This window comes from Ferruginibacter sp., assembly GCF_049840995.1.
Lineage (GTDB): Bacteria > Bacteroidota > Bacteroidia > Chitinophagales > Chitinophagaceae > Ferruginibacter.
Map to the genome: position 1 here is coordinate 404643 of NZ_JASGIP010000007.1, position 20184 is coordinate 424826.

A 20184-nucleotide genomic window follows, 5' to 3' on the forward strand; every position below is an offset into this window, starting at 1 on the left:
AAACTTCTCGCAATGAAAAAATTCCTTCCGCTTATTTTGGTTGTGGCCGGTTTGCTGATGGCGTTCAACAGGCCGATAATGGGCCTTATTTCGCCCGCAACACTGGATATCCATATTTCCAGGCCACCGGTGATAATGCCTTCTATTTATAAGGTGTATGCCAACTCCGATGCGCTAAAAGGTAAATACAGCCTCTTTCAGCTGGTGGTGAAGAATACCAGCGATTTTGCTGCCAAGAACGTAGAAGTTTCTTACAGCGTTACCAATTATATCGAATCCACTGTAGCAGAAAAGATACCGCTGATAGAGCCCGGTCAAACCGTGGTGGTGAACTGCTACCCCAGCTTCCCGGATAAGATCGTTGATAAAATGACGGACTCCAAAGAAACGGTAAAGATCACTATCAAGGGTGCCAATATCAAGACCCGTGATGAAAGTTTTTCTATTGCTGTAAAAGGCCGCAACGAATTCATGTACACTTTTTTACCCGGCGAAGAAATAAGAACAGCGGGTGAATATTTTGATAATATGCCGTTGCTCTCCTGCCTGGTAACCCCCAACGACCCCATCATCAAATACCTTACACAACAGATACAGGAAAAAGTGCTGAAAGGCGAAGTGACCAACGAGAATAAAGAATCGGAAGGCATCCGTTTTTTACAGGGCATTTATTATGCTACTACCAAGGCGCACCTGGTGTACAGCGGTACCAGCGGTGTGCCGGAAAAAGTGAGCGATGTAAGTTCTATTGTGCAGAGCATCCGTTTGCCCAGAGAAGTATTTACGGGTAAAACAGGGCTTTGCATTGAGTTGTCCTTGATGTATGCCAGCATCATGCTGTGCGCCGGTATCGACCCCGTGGTATACCTTGCTCCCGGTCACGCATACCCTGGATTTATCATGAACGGTCATTATTATGCTATTGAGAGCACGGCGATCGGCGGTGAAGGCATTGGCGGCATTGCCACACCGGAGCAGGCATTGGAAATGGGCAGGAGAAACCTGGAAAAATTTGCACAGGGACAAGCCGCCGGTGACGACCGCTATAAAATTGTGAACATAAGGGATGCCATTAAAGAAGGCGCTGTGGCGATGGAACTGAAAGACGACAACTATTTAAGAACAAGGGTGGATGAAATATGTAAATCATTTGAGAATAATGCACAGATAGCCAACAATGCACAGCCGGGCAATAACGGTGGTGGCGGTAATGGCGGCGGCGGGGGTGGTGAAGATGTGAACCCCGGCGGTGGCGGCGGTGGAGGAAATGCGGGGGCACCCAGTGGTTATAACCTGTTCCAGGGTGCAGTAACATTCGCCTATCCTGCCAGCTGGAAGATGATCAGCATACCATCCAATTTCATCCGCCAGTGTAAATATGTTATCAGCAACCGGGCCGGCAGCGCCAATGTGCAGGTATACAGTTTTCCCGGTTATAACAGGCCCGACCAGGGTTTGCAGCTCATCAATCAATCAATGGCGCAATATGGTTATGGTTTGCAGTACCAGACCACCGGCCAGGCCAAGGGCTACACTTTCTACAACGGGCAAACAGGCAATGCAGGCGGCGCCACTTTAAATTGGGTGGGAGCCTTTAAAGTAACGGGCAGCGGTGTGGAAGGTATTACCGTAGGCGCCAATGCCAATACCGGCAGCACTTTTCAGCAAACTGTAATGACCATACTGAACTCGGTGCAGTAAACATTAACCAACAACTAAACACTTATTCAAATGAAACTTACACCATTCAAATATTTTGCAACACTGTTAATAGCAGTTTGTTTTACCACCGGGCTGCGTGCACAGGATGATAAGGGCTACAAAGAAACCCTTGAAATGAACGTGGATGATAAAGGAGAAATGACCGTGGTATCCAAGATCGTTTATAATGCTGCCACCTGGGCATCCATCAAGCAGCAGCATGGTACCGATAAATCTGTTTTAAAGAATCTTTTTAAAGCGCAGTTCCCCAAATATGTGCTCACCGATTTCGACATCAGTGATGATGATATGGAAAGAACGATCAATATCAAATTCAAAATACTGGGTGGGTTAAAGCTGGATGAGAATGGTAAATGGATGGCAGAGCTGGATTCAAAAAATCCCAACATTACCAAAATCACCGAAACACAATTTTTAATGGTGGATGAAGCCAGTGCACAAACTTCCAAGATCAACCTGCCCAAATCTGCATCGGATGCCAAGATAGAACCTGATGCCTTCGGAAAGGCGATCCTTTCTTTTAGTGCACCCGTTGGTGGCGGCATGTTCGGCACCATCATTAAATACCTGGGCATTTTAGTGGCTGCAGGCGGCGCATTCCTTTTCTTTAAAGGAGGTAAGCTGAATGCCCTGTTTGTAAAAGATCCTAAAAACAAAAAAATCGATTACAAACAGCAGAAACATATTGATGATGCGATCGTGATCAATACAGCACCTTCGGTAAAAGAAAGCATCAGGACCACCGGCAATAATATTGATACCAGCCACGAATAAGCGGCTTAACCTTAAACCATCTGCTTATGATGCCCCCTGCAAAAAATAAAAAAGTACTGCAGTATAAGGATCTTTTTGTCGGCGATTTCTGGCGGTATTTTGTAAAAGCGGCCTGGCTTTTTTTCCCGGCCATCCTGTTCATTGTTTTTGTGTTTATGTCCTTCTGGACGCTGAACCAGGGCAAAGACCTGATGATCATTACACTGGAGAACCGCAAAGTGTTCGGCTTGTTCTTACTGGCGCTGGTGTTCTGGGTGGTAACCACCTGGTATTCGTCGCGGCTGGTGGCCAAGGCAAAAGAGCTGCAGGACAGTGATAAACATTTAATGTGGCAAACGCTGCGGGTACAAGGGCCGCGGATACTGGCTTTTACCTGTATCACGGTTATCATTCTCGCCTTCTTCCAGCTCCCCTATCCTTACACGCCGCACCTGAGCCGCAAAATGTGTTACCTGTTGCTGTTCCTCAGTTTCAGCTGGTATTTTCTTATTTACCAGTTCTGGAACCGGGCGCTGGCAAGGCCTAATTTAACAGTACCACAAAAACTGCGTTACTGGCACCGGGTGCGTTATTTTACTTATGCCCTGCTGAGCGGACTAACGCTGTCGGTTATACTAACAAGGTGGATCTGGGGCCTCATTATCTTATTGCTGATCTATCAAATAGGGCTGATCATTTTTATACTCATCCGCAGAAATATCATTGACGCACGGGGCCATTACTCTTATTTGGATTACGACCGTTACCAGTTCAATAATAAAGAGATCAGCATCTGGAAAAAATTATGGAGCCTGGTTACCGATAATGAGGATAAAAGATATTTCCAGGCATTTGGTTTTATTGGCATTGTAGCGCTGGGTGTTTATATCGCCACGGTGGTGTCGGTGGGCTTTTCCACCTGGATGGGCAGTTTTCCCTTTGTGTTTTTAGCATTCGGGGTGCTGCTGGCTATAGGAAATATCATTACGATCATTTCCATCATCATCCGTTTTAATTTTCACCTGGTGTTGCTTACCTTGTCTTTTATCATCGGCTATTTTGTAGAACCGCATTATACCCGGCTGATAAAAAAAGAAACGGCGGTACAATTCGATCAACGGCAGAACCTGCAGGAATATTTTTACCAATGGATCAATAATCCCATCCGGCAAAAAATGCTGAATGATACCAGCGTTAAAAAAGTGCCGTTATTCTTTGTAATGGCCAATGGTGGTGCTTCCCGTTCGGGGTACTGGACAGCTTCGGCATTATCTAAAATGGAAGATGAAACGCAGGGCGAATTTTCCAACCACCTGTTCTGCTTAAGTGGCGCTTCGGGCGGCAGCGTGGGCAATGCTACCTTCTTTTCGGTATTGCGTGCCAAGGAAAACCTGATGCGGACCAATACGGCGCCCAATGCCTGCTGGCAGGCTTCGTCCAGTTTTTTAAAATCAGACTTCCTCACCTATACGCTTGCACGAACTTTAGGCCCCGATGTATTCCGCAACCTGGTTACTTTATACAATGTAAACGACCGGGCCTCTGCCCTTTCATTATCAATAGAAAAAGCGGCAGGGCATAAAAATTTTCTATACGACAGCCTGGGTGTTCCCATGTCCAGCATTGTTACCCAGCACAATGAACCCTATAACCTGCCTGTATTATGCATCAATACCACCCGCATGCAGGATGGTAACCCCGGTGTGATCAGCAATATCAGGATATCCGATTCTGTATTCAATGGCCGTATTGACCTGTTGAGCATGCTTAAAAAAGATGAGGATATGAAACTGAGCACCGGTATTGTGCTGGGCGCCAGCTTTCCTTATTTAAGCCCTGCGGGAAGGATCGATTACAGTAAATGTGATACCTGCAAGGAAGAGCCCAACTATTTTGTGGATGGCGGTTATTTCGACAATTCAGGCGCCGGTGTGATATTTGAAATGATCGTGGCATTGCAGAAGATCATTGCGGCAGATACCACCATAAAAAATAAGCAGAAGATCGAGTTCAGCATCATTCATGTTACCAACGAGAATTTTGATGATGTAACATTGCGTTCTGTAAATCCATTAATGAACGACCTGGCGGCGCCTTTTAAAACATTGCTGGGCGCTTACGAAACACAAACATCGGTGAACGACCTGCGCCTGAAGAATTTTGTGAAGGACCTGTACGGCGATAACCTGCATTACAACCGCATATCACTCTATATCAAGAATGATCCCATGCGCTATGCTATGAACTGGGTGATATCGCAATATGTGCTGGATGCCATTAATAAAAGACTGGAAACGCATCCCGAGCTTTCGGCAATGATCAAAGGTATCAATGCCCTGAAACATTGATGTTGTAACAACAGATTTTAATTGGCCACAGCGGTTTCTTTTACAGCTTCAGCAGAGGAGTTCTTTGGCGTAAGGGGTTTGATAATGCCCTTGCTCAATCCCAATGCCAGTATATTGGTAAGCCTGCCGATGCACTGCGTGGCTTTATTCAGTTTTTCGGTTACGCTTTGCAGGTGGGTCACATTCTTTTCCATTTCGGCGGTAATGCCTGCCAGCTCATCCGTTTTTAAACGCAGGTTGGCCAATATGGAGGCATCCAGCGAGCGGGTGAGTTCGTTTTGAAGGATGTTGATATTGAAAATGGCTTTCGATTTTTTATTCCTTTCCGCTGCGGTCAGCTCTGCCGGCGATGTGCTGGTCATTTCATTCTTGGCATCATCCAGTAAGGAAATGGCGGTGTAAGTAGAATCGATCTGCATCAATATCATCCTGCGGCGCTCTTCTTTTTCTGCCTCGGCGGGGCTTTCAAAATGATTGGAGGCATTGTTGCCGGGTTTTATATACGGACTGCTGTTGCTGTCGTATCGCTCCACACTCCTTCCTGTATCTTTCTCTTCCGATGGTTTGCTTTCTGAATGCTCACCATTGTGGCAGGATTGTAGCATCAAAAAAAATGCAGCAATGATCTTTACGGGTAATTTGGTTTTAAAAAGATCCTGTATCATATTCTTTGCATTTGATTAGTAAGTTATTTTAAACAGCCTGTCCCTTGCCACGGAGAATTTGGCAATGGTATCCAGCAGGTTGGTATAATCCGCTTCCAGCTGTACTATTTCTTTGGGCACTTCTTTGCCGGGATTGGCCGAGCTCACAAAGTCATCCAGCACACCATACGAATTGCGCAGGCTGAGTATACACACCCGCAATTGGTTCACCAGTGTATTCAGTTCCCTTAACTGCACCTGCCAGTTGAGATAGATGGGCAGGTATAATTTATAATAGTTGTAAGGACTGTTGCCCTGTTTTGTTTCGTACGCTTTTAAATTATTCAGGAAGTCTTTAAAATTCTCATTGATGAAGGAAGGCAGTTCGCTCAGCTCTTTCTGGATCTTCGGGATATCTGTATTCAGAAAATCATCGCAGATGCCTTCAAACGGTTTGCGGGCCGTGCTGATGGCGGCTTTCAGGTATTTTTTCTGTAATGAATTGATCTTTGCCGAACCCAGCTCTTTAATGATGTTTGCAGCAATGCTGCCCACCGATGGAGGTATACTGGTGGATGGCGGCACCCGCTGTACACAGGCCGCATTATAAGTGGTCACCAGCCCGTCAAAAGATGTTTGCCATTCTTTTTTATTCTTGGTAAAATCCTTTAAATACGATTCGCTGATAAGGCAATGCACCAGGTCGGCATATTTGCCCACAATGCGGTAAGCATAGGCAAATGAATCCACCATGTCCAGGAATTTCAGTTTGTCATTCAGGTCCAGCTGCAGCGCCTCCACACTTTCCCGGGCCGATTCGTTGGTGGCTATAACACCGCTCAGCTGCAGCGTTTGTGTTTGCGAGCGCAACTGGTACACCCTGTTGTATACATCCGGGGGAATGATGGAAACACCTTTGGTGACCACCGTGTATTTTTCAACTGCATTTACCTGCGCTGTTTTTAAACCGATGCTGCAGGAACAAAACAGGCTGATGGCTATAAGGAATAGCCCGGATCTTATTGGGGGTAAATAGTGCATGCACCAAATGTATCATTTGGGTATAATGCTGCCTATACTCAATATGTAGTAGACCTTTACAGGCTGCTGCTACATTTTGCCAAAGAATTTGGAGATATCGAAATACACTTTTTCTGTTTTGCCCGAAGCGGTCTCGATCGTAAGAATATCATAGGGCTTGCCGTTATGATTGGACAGGCTTTGGGATTTTACTTTATAGCCCGGATAATTTTTCTTCAGCCATTTGTACTCAGCATCAACGCCGGGGCCTTCTGTTTTTTCGTTGATAAAGATGGCTTTGTCAAAAGAAGAACCATCCGCATCCGCAGCGCCTGCCGTTGCAGTAGTGGTGCTGCCACTTGATGAAGATGAAGCCATTTTTTTGGAAGAAGAGCAGGATGTAATGAATACAGCGATCAGTAAGGGTAATACAAGGTATCTCATATAACTATTTTTATCATCAAATATAGATGTTAAAAATAATTGGTTTACACAGCGAAATACTAAAATAATACTAATAAATATTGGTGGGACAACCGGTACGTGATCTGCCGCCGCCTTTGCCGCCACTGCCGCCTTTACCATTCAGCCGGATGGCAACATTTACGCCTGAGAAATAATACCAGTCCTTACTTTTGGCACTACCACGCTGAGCGCCGTCGGCAGGATACGTAAGGCCGGTCTTTAATTCATCGCCCCTGTAAGCCAGGTCTACTGCCTGCTGACCACGGTTGGCCAGTAAAAGGTTCTGATCTACATAAGTGGTGCTTACATCATCAATATAATCAGTGTTTGTTTTTCTTAAACCTATTTCAAAACCGATCCTGATATTATCATTCAATGAGAATTTTACACCACCGCCAAAGGGAATGGCAAACTGGTTAAGCTTGTATGCTTTTCTTCCCTGGTAAAAGCCCTGCCCTTCGGTGCTTAATGGCTGCAGGTATACTTTATTACCGGCAGAGTCCAGTGTAGATGGTTTGAAACTAAAATTGCTGATGCCCGCAAAAATATAAGGCGCCAGTGAATGCTCGTAAGGATTGAGCAGGCAATACTCCAGCCCCAGGTGAATATCTGTTACCGGTGATGAAAAACTAAGATTGCGGATGGAATTACTGTTACTCTTTTTATCATCTCCACTCAGTTTACCAAAAGTTACGTTGCCCCTTGCATAAAAGCGGTCACTGATCTCGTACAGCAAACCTGCACCAAATGCAGGATGCGACTGATCCAGCGTAAAACGCTTCGCCTGCAGGTCGCCCTGGTAATTGCTGAATCCGCCAAATAAAGTAAGATGAACTTTTTGTGCATGAGTGCTCACAGCAGCGCACAGTAGTAGTAGTATGGATAACAGTCTTCTTTTCATAAATAAAAATGAGGGTAAACGTTTTTGTTTACCCTCCCAATATCATACCAAAAATTACTGTAGTTATTTTTTCAGGTACATTACTTCTTTTACCAGCTTTACTGTACGGGGTACATCCGGTAAATAAGCAGCCACCAGGTTAGGTGCATAGTGCATCGGCGCATCTGCAGAAGTGATCCTGCGTACAGGAGCATCTAAATAATCGAAGCCTTCTTTCTGTATGCGGTAAGCAATTTCAGAAGATACAGAGGCAAATGGCCATTGTTCTTCCACAATTACCAAACGGTTGGTTTTTTTAACGCTTTCCAAAATAGTGAACCAATCCAGTGGGCGGATGGTAGCCACATCTATCACTTCGGCTTCAATACCTTCTTTGGCCAGTTCTTCAGCGGCGGCCAGGGCCACCTTCATCATTTTATTAAATGAAACGATGGTAACATCCTTACCTTCTCTTTTTACAAAGCATTTGCCGATAGGCAGTATGTATTCTTCTTCGGGCACTTCGCCTTTATCGCCGTATGCTACTTCACTTTCCATGAACATTACAGGATCGTCATCACGTATAGCAGCTTTTAATAATCCTTTAGCTTCGTAAGGAGTAGAAGTGCTGATCACTTTTAAACCGGGAATGTTAGCATATAAAGATTCAAAAGCGGTAGAGTGCTGTGCACCTAACTGGCCTGCGCTACCGTTGGCACCACGAAAAACGATCGGGCAACCAACCTGTCCGCCGCTCATTGCCAGCATTTTAGAAGCGGTATTTAATATTTGATCTAAAGGTAAAACGGCAAAGTTCCAGGTCATGAATTCCACGATCGGGCGTAAACCATTTTGAGCTGCACCTACGGCAATAGCTGCAAAACCCAGCTCCGCGATGGGGGTATCAATGATCCTTTTTTCTCCAAATTCGTCCAGCATACCCTGGCTTACTTTGTAGGCACCATTGTATTCTGCCACCTCTTCTCCCATTAAAAACACTCTTTCATCCCTTCTCATTTCTTCCTGCATGGCTTCTCTCAGGGCTTCTCTTAATGCTATTTGACGCATAGTATCGGTTTGATTTTATTCGTTTCTGTATTAAAGTGTGCAAATTTATTTCATCAAAGCCAGATGAACAAATAGTATTGTAAGATAAAATAGGAGGATTTATACCACATAGGCACATAGGATACATAGAAAATACATAAGACATCCAAATATACTTACCTGAGTTCCCTATGTTTTCTATGTGCCTATGTGGTTAATTTGTGTTAAGGCATTACCTCTGCCAGCTTGGCCTGCAGCTTTTTACCAAACAGGTTCTTTGCAATGATATGCCCTTCCTTATCCAGTAATAAATTGGCAGGGATGGCCTTGATGTAAAATTGATCGGAAGTAGCATTTTGCCAGCCCTTCAGGTCGCTTACCTGTTTCCACACCAGCCCGTCTTTTACAATAGCCTTCTTCCATTTTTCTTTGCCTTTTTCATTATCATATGACACACCAAATATCTCGAAGCCTTTATCTTTATAAGCATTGTAGGCTTTTACAATGTTTGGGTTCTCTTTGCGGCAGGGACCACACCAGCTGGCCCAGAAATCCACCAGCACGTATTTACCTTTTAAAGAAGATAAACTCATTTCATTATCCAGCGTGTCTTTTTGTTTGATATCCGGAACCGTTTTACCCACGGCCACTTTTTCGTATGCTTCCAGCATTTTTTTAACGTCCATGCCTTTGGCAGATTCCTTTACTTTTTTAGCAAGGCTGTTGTACAAAGGCGCTACATCGGTTGCTTCGGCGTAGTAGCCAAAATTATCCAGTATGGCCATGGCGCTTCGTACAGAAGATGGATTGGCTTTAATAAAATTGCCGGCATATTTTCTTTTCAGTTGCGTGATACCATCTTCTGCTTCATCCAGGCTGTCGGTCATGGCTGTGTTCTTATCTTTTTCTGCCTGGTCGTACAACTCGTAAAAATGTTTTTCTGCATCCACCGCAGGTTTCATCGCCTCTTTATATTTTTTATCTTCATCATTCAGTTTACTGCCGGTGATGGTGAGTTCTTTTAATTGATCTCCACTGCCTGCTATCTTCATATTGGCGGGCTCTGCATAAAATTGCAGGTAATCTTCCTTGCGGCCTTTAAGGGTCAATACTGCATACAAGGGCTGTGCAGCAAAACCTTTAAAACTAAAAGCGCCATTGGCCAGTTCCACACTGTCTTTTACAGGATTATCGCCGTACACGGTCAGGTACAATCTGCCGGTCTTTACATTGGATAAATTACCCGTGATGGTAAATGCAGAATCCGTCTGCGCCATAGCAGCCACATTGCTGAACACTAAAAAAGAAAAGAATAGTTTTTTCATTTATATAAAGTTGAAGCATAAAATTAACTGTATTGCCTGCACTAATAAAAATTGTAGCGCACTTTTATATGAATGGTTGGATGCAATGCATTACAATCATAAAAAAAGTGATGCCGGTATTGCATCACTCTTGCATAAAGTATTTTTTGGGAAACTACTGCGTAGTTTAGGTAGCCACGGATTACACAGATTTACACGGATTAAAACGGGTATGTTTGCCCCATACAAAAAATAAAATCAGTGTTAATTCGTGTAATCCGTGACTGCTTTTTAAATGTTCTCTATCACCATCGCACTCGCTCCTCCTCCACCATTACAGATGCCGGCGGCACCATATTTAGCATTGTTTTGTTTTAATACATTGATGAGGGTAACAATGATCCTTGCGCCACTGCAACCTAAAGGATGGCCTAAGCTTACTGCACCGCCATTCACATTCACTTTGGCAGGATCGAGTTTCATGCGGCGGGTATTCTCAATACCCACTACCGAAAATGCTTCATTCAGTTCCCAATAGCTGATGTCTTCCATTTTTAAACCTGCTTTGGCAACTGCTTTTGGTACCGCAATGGCCGGTGTGGTGGTAAACCATTCGGGCGCCTGTTCCGCATCGGCATACGATACGATCTTTGCAATGGGTTTAAGGCCCAGCTCTTCTGCTTTTGCCTTGCTCATTAATACCAGTGCAGCAGCGCCATCGTTCATGGTGCTGGCATTGGCTGCTGTAACGGTACCGTCTTTTACAAAAGCGCCTTTCAGCTCCGGTATCTTATCAAACTTTACATTAAAAGGTTCTTCGTCTTTGGAAAATAAAACGGGGTCGCCTTTTCGTTGTGGTATTGCAACAGGTACGATCTCATTTTCAAATTTGCCGGCATTAACAGCAGCCTGGCTGCGTTTGTAACTTTCTATAGCAAAAGCATCTTGCTCTTCACGGCTTACACCGCAGGTGCCGGCGCACATTTCAGCCGCATTACCCATCGCCTTGCCATCGTACACATCGGTCAGCCCGTCTTTAGCAAGACCATCAATAAAAGTCACGTTACCATATTTATTGCCCCAGCGCATATTTTCCGAATAGAAAGGCACATTGCTCATGCTTTCCATACCGCCTGCAACAACAATATCCGCATCACCCAGCAGGATGCTTTGCGCCGCCTGTGCAATGGCTTTCATACCGCTGGCGCATACTTTATTTACTGTAGTGCAGTTCACTTCGTTGGGTAAGCCGGCAAACTTTGCGGCCTGCCTTGCAGGGGCCTGTCCCAGGTTGGCCTGTAACACACTACCCATTAAAACATCATTCACCAGTTCGGGTTTTACACCGGCTTTTTCCAGGGCGCCTTTAATGGCAATAGCGCCCAGTTTAGTGGCAGAAAAATCTTTTAAGGAACCTCCAAAACTTCCCATCGGGGTGCGGACTGCAGCAATGATATATACTTCGTTCATAAAAACAAATCGTTTAGGCTGCAAAGGTAAACGGTTCGATGCTGATTTTTTAAGATTTGAGAAATCTTGAATCCTGCGCATGAAATGTTGGATACTGTTTACTGCTTCAATTATTTCCTTGCGTTTTTTTAGGTTATCCGCCTGCGGCGAATAAGAGGGAACACGGATTACACGGATTTTCACTGATAGGCATGTCAGCTCATCATAAAAATCTGCGTTCTCCATCAAACACCGCAGGTGTTTCCAATACCTCATTCTGTGTTAATCCGTATAATCCGTGTTCCCATACCTGCGCCGCAGGCGCTTGTTGTTTTTTCCGCGAAAATCTTAATCATCCTAAAAATCTGCGTCACCCATCATGGGCCGCAGGCGCCTGTACAATCTATCCGCATCCAACTCCCTGCGTCGCAGGCGCTTATCTCTCCCTCCTTTTTCGTACCTTTGCACTCCGGAAAATAAGAATGACGACAATGGAATTGACTAAAAATTTTGAACCTGCTGCAGTAGATAACAAATGGTACCAGCACAGCCTGGACAAAGGATATTTTAACAGTACGCCCGATGAAAGGGAAGCTTATACCGTGGTGATACCGCCACCCAACGTAACCGGCGTGCTGCACATGGGCCATTGCCTCAACAATACCATACAGGATATTTTGGTGCGCCGTGCCCGTATGGAAGGCAAAAATGCCTGCTGGGTACCAGGTACCGATCACGCTTCTATTGCCACCGAAGCAAAAGTGGTGGCCATGCTGCGGGAAAGAGGCATTGCCAAATCTTCTTTATCAAGAGAAGAATTTTTGCAATACGCCTGGGAATGGAAAGAGAAATACGGTGGCATCATTCTACAGCAGTTGAAAAAGCTTGGCTGTAGTTTGGACTGGAGCAGGACATCCTTTACCATGGATGAGGATTATTACAAAAGCGTAATAAAAGTTTTTATCGACCTGTATAAGAAAGGATTGATCTATCGTGGTAAACGGATGGTGAACTGGGATCCTGTTAGCCAAACCGCTTTAAGTGACGAAGAAGTGATCTTTAAAGATATTGATTCCAAACTCTATTTTGTAAGCTATCCTTTTGCGGATGGCAGTGGCAAGATAACGGTAGCGACTACCCGACCGGAAACCATTTTGGGTGATGTGGCCATTTGCGTAAATCCAACAGATGAACGCTATGCAGCTGTTATAGGCAAAGAGATCATTGTGCCCATCATCAACAGGAAGATACCCGTTATTGCTGATGAATATGTAACGGCTGATTTTGGTACCGGTGCGTTAAAAATTACCCCCGCGCATGATAAGAATGACAATATGCTGGGCTTGAAGCATAGCCTGAAAGCAATTGATACATTAGATGCTACCGGCAAATTCACTTCGGCAGAACTGGTGGATGATGATCCTTCTGATCTGGTATTATCGTACAATGGTATCGATCGTTTTGCTTTGCGTAAAAAGATCGTGGAAGATATTACTGCATTAGGACAAATTGAAAAAATAGAAGACTATAAAGGCCAGGTGGGAACAAGTGAAAGAACCGGCGCTGTAATTGAAAGCAGGCTGTCCATGCAGTGGTTTATTGATATGCAAAAATTCCTGGATAAAAATCCGGAGACATTGCAATCGGTGATGGATGATACGATACAATTTCATCCTGCCAAATTGAAGAATACTTACAGCCACTGGCTGGAGAATATAAAGGACTGGTGCATCAGCCGTCAATTATGGTGGGGGCAACGTATACCTGCCTGGTACGATGCAGAAGGAAGGTTTGTTGTGGCAGCAACAGAAACCGAAGCGAATGAAATGTTCAATGCTCAATATTCAATATCCAATGCTCAGGTAAAGCAAGATGAGGATGTTTTGGATACCTGGTTTTCCAGTTGGTTATGGCCAATGGAAGTTTTTAAAGGCATCAGCAATCCCGGCAATAAAGAGGTTGAATATTATTACCCTACCACCACCTTGGTTACAGGACAGGATATCATTTTCTTCTGGGTGGCCAGGATGATCATGGCGGGATATGAATATAAACAGCAAGCGCCTTTTAAAGATGTTTATTTTACCGGTATGGTAAGGGATAAACAAGGCAGAAAAATGAGTAAGCAGTTAGGCAATTCTCCTGATCTGTTGGGATTGATAGATAAATACGGTGCAGACGCCACCCGTTTTGGTATCATGATCGCCTCCCCTGCCGGTAATGATCTGTTATTTGATGAATCTTCTTTAGAGCAAGGGAGAAATTTTAATAACAAGTTGTGGAATGCGCTGAAGTTGATAAAAATGTGGGAAGGGCGTATATCGAATAATGAAGAAATAATAACCGGCAACTTTGCGATCGATTGGTTTGAAAATCGTTTGAACGAAGTAAAAGCGGAGGTTGATACACTGATCAAACAGTTCCGCTTAAGCGAAGCGCTGAAAACTATTTACAGTTTGATATGGGATGATTTCTGCAGTTGGTACCTGGAATGGGTGAAGCCGGGTTTTGAACAACCGATTGAAGCGGCGGTTTATACAAAGACCATTGAATTTTTTACTGAGTTAATGCAATTGTTGCATCCATACATGCCATTTGTTACGGAGGAAATTTATCATCTGCTGAAAGAACGGAATGATGACCTGTGTGTAAAACAGATCACTGAGTTTAAAAATACAGATGCCGCGACTTTAACGCAAGGCAATTTATTGAAAGATGTTATCACCGGCATACGTGATGTAAGAAATAAAAATCAAATAAAACCCAAAGAAGCGATCACGCTGCATGTGCAGACGGCACAAAAGGATCTTTACCGGTCCATTGAAACTATTTTGGCCAAACAGTTAAATGCAAAAGCAGTGCTGTATGTGGATGATAAAGTGAATAATGCCATTGCCACCGTTATTGGTAACGATAAGTTTTATGTAGAAACAGAACAGCCGCTCCATACCGGTAATCAAAAAGAAGACCTGTTGAAAGACCTGCAACATCAGAAAGGCTTTTTATTATCCGTAGAAAAGAAACTGGGCAACGAAAAATTTGTACAGAATGCACGTCCTGAAGTATTGGCATTGGAAGAAAAGAAAAAAGCGGATGCTTTATCAAGGATAAAAGCGATAGAAGAAAGTCTGGCAGGCTTATAAAACATACTTGAACAAACGGCCCTTTTAAAAGCTGTTTGTTCAACCGTAATGGATGAAAATCATTCAGTTCTACCCAATTCGTGTAATTCGTACAATTCGTGTGATCAACGTATAAATGATACGTTAAAATGACAAGCTGTATACTTTTTGTACCGTAAATTCGTTTTTATAAAAAACGCCCCATGCCATTTCTTAAAAATGTATTTGTTTGCTGCTGCCTGCTGGCAGTTACTGTTTCAGTTACGGCGCAAAATACCCGGCAGGTAAAACCCAAAGAAAAGCCCGTTCAGAAATTTACTCCTCCTAAATTAAAAACTGCTCTAGGCAAATATTCCGATTCGGCAGTGAATGTATCCGCCGACGAAGCATTGCAATTGATAGAACTACCACTCACTATTACCGACGATAAAAAAACGGCTTATGCCATTTCTTCTTATCAATGCCTGTATAAAAAAAGAGGCGTGACCGAAGATGAACAGACCGGTAAGGTATCGCCGGTTACCAGCGTGGTGGCACAGGTATTCAAAACCACTCCTATCTCCGAAATATGGCGTAAGTCCATTACAGAACAGTTAAAATCCGGTGAAGAGATCTTCTTTTTTGATGTGGTGGTAAAAGATACACAGGGGCATTTAATGTTTGCACCTAATATTAAGCTCGTGATCAAATGATCCCAGGATATACTTATTAAAAGCCGGTTCCCCCAGGAACCGGCTTTTTTGTATTCCGGTCATTGCCCCTCACTCCCCGTTCACATAATCAGCGCCGCCATCTGCGCATGAGCCCAAAAATGCTCCAGGGCAGCATATAGTTTTACGTAAAAATCAAAACAATGAAAACAATACATCCATTTTTGATCTGCCTTTTACTGGCAGTACCTTTTTTATCGTGTAAAAAAAATAAAGGCGGCAGCGAAACTCCGGCTGAGCTACAAATATCCGGTGGCGGAAATTTCACTATGATCTTAAAAGCCGACAAAACATTGTGGTCAGCAGGCTATAATGGCTTCGGTCAATTGGGCGACGGAACAAATCTTGCAAAAAATGCACCGGTGAAAATTTCAGACAATGTAATTTTTATATCTGCAGGTATATCACATAGCCTGTTCATTAAAACCGATAATAGTTTGTGGGCCACTGGCCAGAATGCAGATGGCCAGTTAGGCGATGGCACCAATGCCAATAAGAACAGCCCGGTAAAAATTATGGATGGCGTAAAAATGGTTACTGCAGGCGGCAGGAACAGTTTTATCATTAAAAACGATAATACGCTTTGGGCAACGGGTGAAAACAGCCTGGGCCAGTTGGGAGATGGTACCACTGTAAACAGAAGTATACCTGTAAAGGTCATGGATGATGTAAAAGCGGTTGCCATTAACCGTTACCATACATTAATACTGAAGAACGACAACAGTGTTTGGGCAACAGGCAGTAACGGCAATGGACAACTGGGTGATGGTACGCTTAACAGCAGGTCCACTCCTGTAAAAATAATGAGCGATGCAAAAGCTGTTGAATGTGGCTTTTATAACAGCATGATATTAAAAACGGATAATACCGTTTGGGCCTGCGGAAATAATGGTTATGGCCAGTTGGGTGATGGTACCAATATACAAAGGCTTACACCTGTTAAAGTAGCCGATAATATCGTTGCGATAAGCGCTGGAGATGAGTTCTGTATGTTGCTGAAAGCGGATAATACATTGTGGTCAACTGGGTATAATGTTGACGGGGAATTGGGGGACGGTACCAACGTCAATAAAAGCACACCGGTAAAAGTAAGTGATAATATAAAAGCGATCTCAGCAGGCTATTATCATAGCCTCGTTCTAAAAACAGATAATACCATCTGGGCAACAGGCGGAAATAATTATGGCGAATTAGGCGATGGTACCAATCAATCCAGGAATGTTTTTGTAAAAGTGTACTTGCCATAAAACAATCGTCTTTAAACAACTTAATAATCTTAAACAAATAATATATGAAACAGGTAATCTTTATCGCGGTATCATGCCTGCTGGCAACCACCATTACCGCACAGGATAATGCAGCATTGCCCGCCACCATCAATTTTGAACGGGAAGTGGTACAGCAAACCAATGGCGAAGATGGTGAAGCCGCCACTACTTATTATTTCACCATCAATGGAGATTATGTATTGGCAAAACGAAAGGAAAAAGACGGAGAGGAAAAAACTTTTCTCTATAACAAAGAAGGAAAAATGTGCATGATAGATGAAAAGCACAAGACCATTACCATTATGAATATGCCCCGGGTGGTAGGCGAAGGTGCAACCATGGGAAAAGAAATAGCAGAAAAAATAAAAAAGAAACCCTTGGAAAAAGATGATAAAGAAAATATGACCGTAACAAAGACCGGTAAAACAAAAATGATCTGTGGTTATACCGCATACGAGTATGAAATAAAAAATGAAGGCGGCACATCGAGCTGGTGGTATGCAAAAGTGGATTTTAATCCCATAAAAATTTATACCATGGGCGCCGGCAATTCGGCCACGGCTGCTAAAATACAAAACAAAGAAGCTGATTTTAAGAATAACCCGATGGCAATACCGGTTTTAAATCAAAACTATTTATGGGCCGAAGTGGAAATGGCGGGTAAAAAAGGCATGGAAACAAAATCCATCACAAAAACTAGTTTTAGTTTTTCTACTGCAGGCTATACTATTAAAGATATGGGCAAGATGGGATTGAAAGAGATGATCAGGTCTAAAATGGGCGATCAATAACTATTAAAACATTCAAAAATAAAAATCACTTACAATGAAAAAAATACTTCCATTGCTGCTGATCCATTTTTTTGTTACCGCAGCGTGCGCACAAAATTTTATACTGCATATTAAGAACAATGCACACATCAATCTCACCTATAGTACAGAGGTGTTACATGGGATCGCTTCACAACTGCCACAGCAGATCGCAGCCGATCAGTCGATTACAGTGTATTTTAATCCTAATATTTTTACAGGCTCCGAAGGGTATGTAAGCATTTTTCCCGACAACCAGTTGAATGACAGGGTAACGGTGTATTGTGATAATCCTTTTATTGGGGAAGGAACTTATGCTGTAAATTCCTCGTCATTGTTATTATGTAAACCAACAAAATGGCAGATACTGAATAAAGGCAACGACTGCGAACTTTTTGTGGAAATATCCAGTACCACTTATGGAAAACCAACTGTAGTAGCATTGAATACCAATGGAACAATAAAAGGTTCTTTACTATGGGATAAAAATAACATTCAATCGCCGGAAGTCAATCCTTACAGCAATGCTTTTACCTGCAAAGTGCTGGCGCCAACACAATTCATTGAAAGCGCAGGACCATTCACCCTCGAAAGAACCGGTACGTATAATGGCAGGAAAGGTTTTTTTGAAGGTAGTAAGGAAGTAGGTTCAGTGACCTATGAAACCGTGGCTTCCTTCAATCCCAATTTTGTAGAAATAAGATATACGGTTACCGGTGTACCTACTGATATTCCTATAATAATGGATATCACGACAGACTATACAAAATCAAACTGGCTTGCAGGTCCGCAAAAACCTAAACCTGGCAATGAGTATGTTTTTGTGGTAGGCACTTTTCCTTCAACAGTTAAATCAACAGTAACCCTGGATAATAACCTGGCCCAGTTAAATGCGGTTGATTTTAATTGTGATGGCGATTGGTTGAAGGTAGATCCCAATACCGGTATTGTTGGTGGCAGTGCCATGGTAAATAAGATCGCAGCCAGGAAAAATATGCCGGTGCTTCCGGGTAGCGGTATGATAGTGGCGACGAAAACTGTTACCGCATCCAGCCAGGTGATGGCCACTCCTGCTATGCAAACTAAAACGCAGCAGGTGGAGGTACAAAAAGTAAGAACAGCTGGCGCCGTAAAAATAAGGCAACAATAAGATCACCGGAATCATTCACTTACTCATCATTTAAAAAACAGTATATGAAAAAGATAAGCCTGATCGTTTTTTTACTTCCCTTATTTATCAAGGCACAGGTATACCAGGCAAAAAAAGATGCGATGGCCCCGGCGCCTGTTACACAAGCGCCGGCAAAAGACCTGGGGCAAAGGCAGCAGCTTGCTATGCCCAAACGCAGCAACGAAGGGCCGGTATGGGGATTTTATGTAACAGAGAATCCTTCCTTCAATGTTACCACTTCCAATGTGGTGGCGCCGATGGAAGTTGGTTATGCATTTAAAGTAAGCAGGAAAGGATTATTATATGCTTTTTCAGTTTACATGCCCGTAAATAATGCTGCGGTTACTGTTTCATTGTGGGATGGTACTACACATCAACTGATCAAACAAAAGAAGATCGTTACAGGAAATAAAGATAATTTTTCGAAAGTTGAATTTGAAAATGAAGCAGTAACATTGGATAGTGGAAAAACTTATGTGCTCAGCATGAATACAGCTGCAGTTGTTGCACCAAATTATTATCAATACTACCTGATGCAGAAAGGCAGTAATGCACAAAATTTTCTTCCTTATACATACCAGCATATTACTGTAACGGAAATGCGGTACACACTGGCGCAGGCCAAAGTGCCCACCTACCCTGCTGATAACAATTATTATGTAAATGGTAAACAGGTATTACCGGGGCTGGTTGATTTTGCTTACTACGCCACACAATATTGAGAACAAAAAATACTATCATTCAATATGAAAAAAATAATTTTCAAGTCCATTTTATTGGTATTACTTTTTGCAGTGCAAATAAAAATACATGCGCAATACAAACAGTATAAACCACCGGCAGCGAAAGAAACGGTGATACAAAAACCTTACTATGGCGCCGAAGAAACTTTGATCGGTGCATTCTGGAAAAGTAAACCCAACCTCAGTTTTAACATGGAAACCGCCACCGAAATGCCCTACGAATTCGGGTATGTATTTACCACGGCTAAAAAAGGTGCCATCACACATTTTGCTGTGCGTATGCCAAGAACGATTGCTGCGGGACCAGTGCTTACCTACACTGTTTCCTTATGGGATTATGATACCAGGCAACTGATCAAACAAAGCCAGGTGGATGTTACAGACGTGCGGCTTACTACAAAAGCCTTAGATGAAGAGATACATATTACAGCAGGTAAAAAATATGTGCTGAGTGTTTTTATAAAGCCTGTGAACAGCACGGAGAATAAATGGTTGTACTACAACATGATCAGCCCCGGGAACAATAACAGCGCAGCTCCATTTATTCCTTTTACACAGGGTAATCTCACGCTTTTAAATACACAGTTCACACAATCTGCTACACCTGCATTTCCCGCAACGGTCAGTTATCACAAGGATATCATGAGCGGCATTTGCGATGTGGTATTTAAAGCAATGGAGCAATAAACCACAAAGAGACGAAAGCGCAAAGGGTCACAAAAATGCTTT

17 protein-coding genes are annotated in these 20184 nt (G+C 43.2%); 10 read left to right on the forward strand and 7 right to left on the reverse strand.

Going from position 1 to position 20184, the window contains the following annotated elements:
- Positions 1-12 precede the first annotated feature (12 nt).
- Genes QM738_RS20270 through QM738_RS20280 form a run of 3 tightly spaced genes read left to right on the forward strand, consistent with a single transcriptional unit; the run spans position 13 to position 4823 of the window.
- Positions 13-1701: a hypothetical protein gene (locus QM738_RS20270; protein WP_462278572.1), complete on the forward strand. Its 1689-nt coding sequence runs from the start codon at positions 13-15 to the stop codon at positions 1699-1701.
- A 30-nt stretch (positions 1702-1731) separates the two neighbouring features.
- Positions 1732-2496, forward strand: coding sequence for a hypothetical protein (locus tag QM738_RS20275; RefSeq protein ID WP_462278573.1), 765 nt, complete (start codon positions 1732-1734; stop codon positions 2494-2496).
- A 26-nt stretch (positions 2497-2522) separates the two neighbouring features.
- Positions 2523-4823, forward strand: a complete 2301-nt coding sequence (locus QM738_RS20280; RefSeq protein ID WP_462278574.1) for a hypothetical protein — start codon at positions 2523-2525, stop codon at positions 4821-4823.
- A 17-nt stretch (positions 4824-4840) separates the two neighbouring features.
- Here QM738_RS20280 and QM738_RS20285 read toward each other — a convergent pair whose 3' ends face one another.
- The 7 genes from QM738_RS20285 to QM738_RS20315 form a co-directional block, all read right to left on the reverse strand.
- Positions 4841-5488 (reverse strand): hypothetical protein, encoded by a 648-nt coding sequence (locus tag QM738_RS20285; protein ID WP_462278575.1) that lies wholly within the window; start codon positions 5486-5488, stop codon positions 4841-4843.
- A gap of 15 nt (positions 5489-5503) precedes the next feature.
- Positions 5504-6508, reverse strand: a complete 1005-nt coding sequence (locus QM738_RS20290) for a hypothetical protein (protein ID WP_462278576.1) — start codon at positions 6506-6508, stop codon at positions 5504-5506.
- A gap of 69 nt (positions 6509-6577) precedes the next feature.
- Positions 6578-6931, reverse strand: coding sequence for a hypothetical protein (locus QM738_RS20295; RefSeq protein WP_462278577.1), 354 nt, complete (start codon positions 6929-6931; stop codon positions 6578-6580).
- A 70-nt stretch (positions 6932-7001) separates the two neighbouring features.
- Positions 7002-7853 carry a DUF6089 family protein gene (locus tag QM738_RS20300; protein WP_462278578.1) on the reverse strand — a complete coding sequence of 284 codons (852 nt, stop codon included), beginning with the start codon at positions 7851-7853 and terminating at the stop codon, positions 7002-7004.
- A gap of 63 nt (positions 7854-7916) precedes the next feature.
- Positions 7917-8900, reverse strand: coding sequence for a pyruvate dehydrogenase complex E1 component subunit beta (locus QM738_RS20305; protein WP_462278579.1), 984 nt, complete (start codon positions 8898-8900; stop codon positions 7917-7919).
- A gap of 203 nt (positions 8901-9103) precedes the next feature.
- Complete coding sequence (locus tag QM738_RS20310; RefSeq protein WP_462278580.1) at positions 9104-10204, reverse strand: redoxin domain-containing protein; 1101 nt, start codon at positions 10202-10204, stop codon at positions 9104-9106.
- A gap of 270 nt (positions 10205-10474) precedes the next feature.
- On the reverse strand, positions 10475-11653 hold the full coding sequence (locus tag QM738_RS20315) for an acetyl-CoA C-acyltransferase (protein WP_462278581.1): 1179 nt from the start codon (positions 11651-11653) through the stop codon (positions 10475-10477).
- A gap of 470 nt (positions 11654-12123) precedes the next feature.
- Here QM738_RS20315 and QM738_RS20320 point away from each other — a divergent pair, with 470 nt between their 5' ends.
- The 7 genes from QM738_RS20320 to QM738_RS20350 all read left to right on the forward strand — a co-directional run bounded on the left by QM738_RS20320 (position 12124) and on the right by QM738_RS20350 (position 20142).
- Complete coding sequence (locus QM738_RS20320; RefSeq protein ID WP_462278582.1) at positions 12124-14775, forward strand: valine--tRNA ligase; 2652 nt, start codon at positions 12124-12126, stop codon at positions 14773-14775.
- A gap of 182 nt (positions 14776-14957) precedes the next feature.
- A complete protein-coding gene (locus QM738_RS20325) occupies positions 14958-15446 on the forward strand; it encodes a hypothetical protein (protein ID WP_462278583.1) in 489 nt (162 codons plus the stop codon).
- A 161-nt stretch (positions 15447-15607) separates the two neighbouring features.
- Positions 15608-16711 carry an RCC1 domain-containing protein gene (locus tag QM738_RS20330; protein WP_462278584.1) on the forward strand — a complete coding sequence of 368 codons (1104 nt, stop codon included), beginning with the start codon at positions 15608-15610 and terminating at the stop codon, positions 16709-16711.
- Between the two features lie 44 nt (positions 16712-16755).
- Entirely contained in the window at positions 16756-17523 is a 768-nt protein-coding gene (locus QM738_RS20335; RefSeq protein WP_462278585.1) for a hypothetical protein, read from the forward strand.
- 34 nt (positions 17524-17557) lie between these two features.
- Positions 17558-18691 carry a hypothetical protein gene (locus tag QM738_RS20340; protein WP_462278586.1) on the forward strand — a complete coding sequence of 378 codons (1134 nt, stop codon included), beginning with the start codon at positions 17558-17560 and terminating at the stop codon, positions 18689-18691.
- Between the two features lie 44 nt (positions 18692-18735).
- Positions 18736-19434 (forward strand): DUF4082 domain-containing protein, encoded by a 699-nt coding sequence (locus QM738_RS20345; RefSeq protein WP_462278587.1) that lies wholly within the window; start codon positions 18736-18738, stop codon positions 19432-19434.
- Positions 19435-19458: 24 nt separating this feature from the next.
- Positions 19459-20142: a hypothetical protein gene (locus tag QM738_RS20350; RefSeq protein ID WP_462278588.1), complete on the forward strand. Its 684-nt coding sequence runs from the start codon at positions 19459-19461 to the stop codon at positions 20140-20142.
- The last annotated feature ends 42 nt before the right edge of the window (positions 20143-20184 follow it).

What these genes read in the sequence shown, in the direction of transcription:
- QM738_RS20285 (WP_462278575.1), bottom strand. Translation starts at nt 5,488, where the DNA reads ATGATACAGGATCTTTTTAAAACCAAATTACCCGTAAAGATCATTGCT.
- QM738_RS20310 (WP_462278580.1), bottom strand. Translation starts at nt 10,204, where the DNA reads ATGAAAAAACTATTCTTTTCTTTTTTAGTGTTCAGCAATGTGGCTGCT.
- QM738_RS20290 (WP_462278576.1), bottom strand. Translation starts at nt 6,508, where the DNA reads ATGCACTATTTACCCCCAATAAGATCCGGGCTATTCCTTATAGCCATC.
- QM738_RS20350 (WP_462278588.1), top strand. Translation starts at nt 19,459, where the DNA reads ATGAAAAAAATAATTTTCAAGTCCATTTTATTGGTATTACTTTTTGCA.
- QM738_RS20340 (WP_462278586.1), top strand. Translation starts at nt 17,558, where the DNA reads ATGAAAAAAATACTTCCATTGCTGCTGATCCATTTTTTTGTTACCGCA.
- QM738_RS20280 (WP_462278574.1), top strand. Translation starts at nt 2,523, where the DNA reads ATGATGCCCCCTGCAAAAAATAAAAAAGTACTGCAGTATAAGGATCTT.
- QM738_RS20335 (WP_462278585.1), top strand. Translation starts at nt 16,756, where the DNA reads ATGAAACAGGTAATCTTTATCGCGGTATCATGCCTGCTGGCAACCACC.
- QM738_RS20270 (WP_462278572.1), top strand. Translation starts at nt 13, where the DNA reads ATGAAAAAATTCCTTCCGCTTATTTTGGTTGTGGCCGGTTTGCTGATG.
- QM738_RS20345 (WP_462278587.1), top strand. Translation starts at nt 18,736, where the DNA reads ATGAAAAAGATAAGCCTGATCGTTTTTTTACTTCCCTTATTTATCAAG.
- QM738_RS20300 (WP_462278578.1), bottom strand. Translation starts at nt 7,853, where the DNA reads ATGAAAAGAAGACTGTTATCCATACTACTACTACTGTGCGCTGCTGTG.
- QM738_RS20330 (WP_462278584.1), top strand. Translation starts at nt 15,608, where the DNA reads ATGAAAACAATACATCCATTTTTGATCTGCCTTTTACTGGCAGTACCT.
- QM738_RS20325 (WP_462278583.1), top strand. Translation starts at nt 14,958, where the DNA reads ATGCCATTTCTTAAAAATGTATTTGTTTGCTGCTGCCTGCTGGCAGTT.
- QM738_RS20320 (WP_462278582.1), top strand. Translation starts at nt 12,124, where the DNA reads ATGGAATTGACTAAAAATTTTGAACCTGCTGCAGTAGATAACAAATGG.
- QM738_RS20315 (WP_462278581.1), bottom strand. Translation starts at nt 11,653, where the DNA reads ATGAACGAAGTATATATCATTGCTGCAGTCCGCACCCCGATGGGAAGT.
- QM738_RS20295 (WP_462278577.1), bottom strand. Translation starts at nt 6,931, where the DNA reads ATGAGATACCTTGTATTACCCTTACTGATCGCTGTATTCATTACATCC.
- QM738_RS20305 (WP_462278579.1), bottom strand. Translation starts at nt 8,900, where the DNA reads ATGCGTCAAATAGCATTAAGAGAAGCCCTGAGAGAAGCCATGCAGGAA.
- QM738_RS20275 (WP_462278573.1), top strand. Translation starts at nt 1,732, where the DNA reads ATGAAACTTACACCATTCAAATATTTTGCAACACTGTTAATAGCAGTT.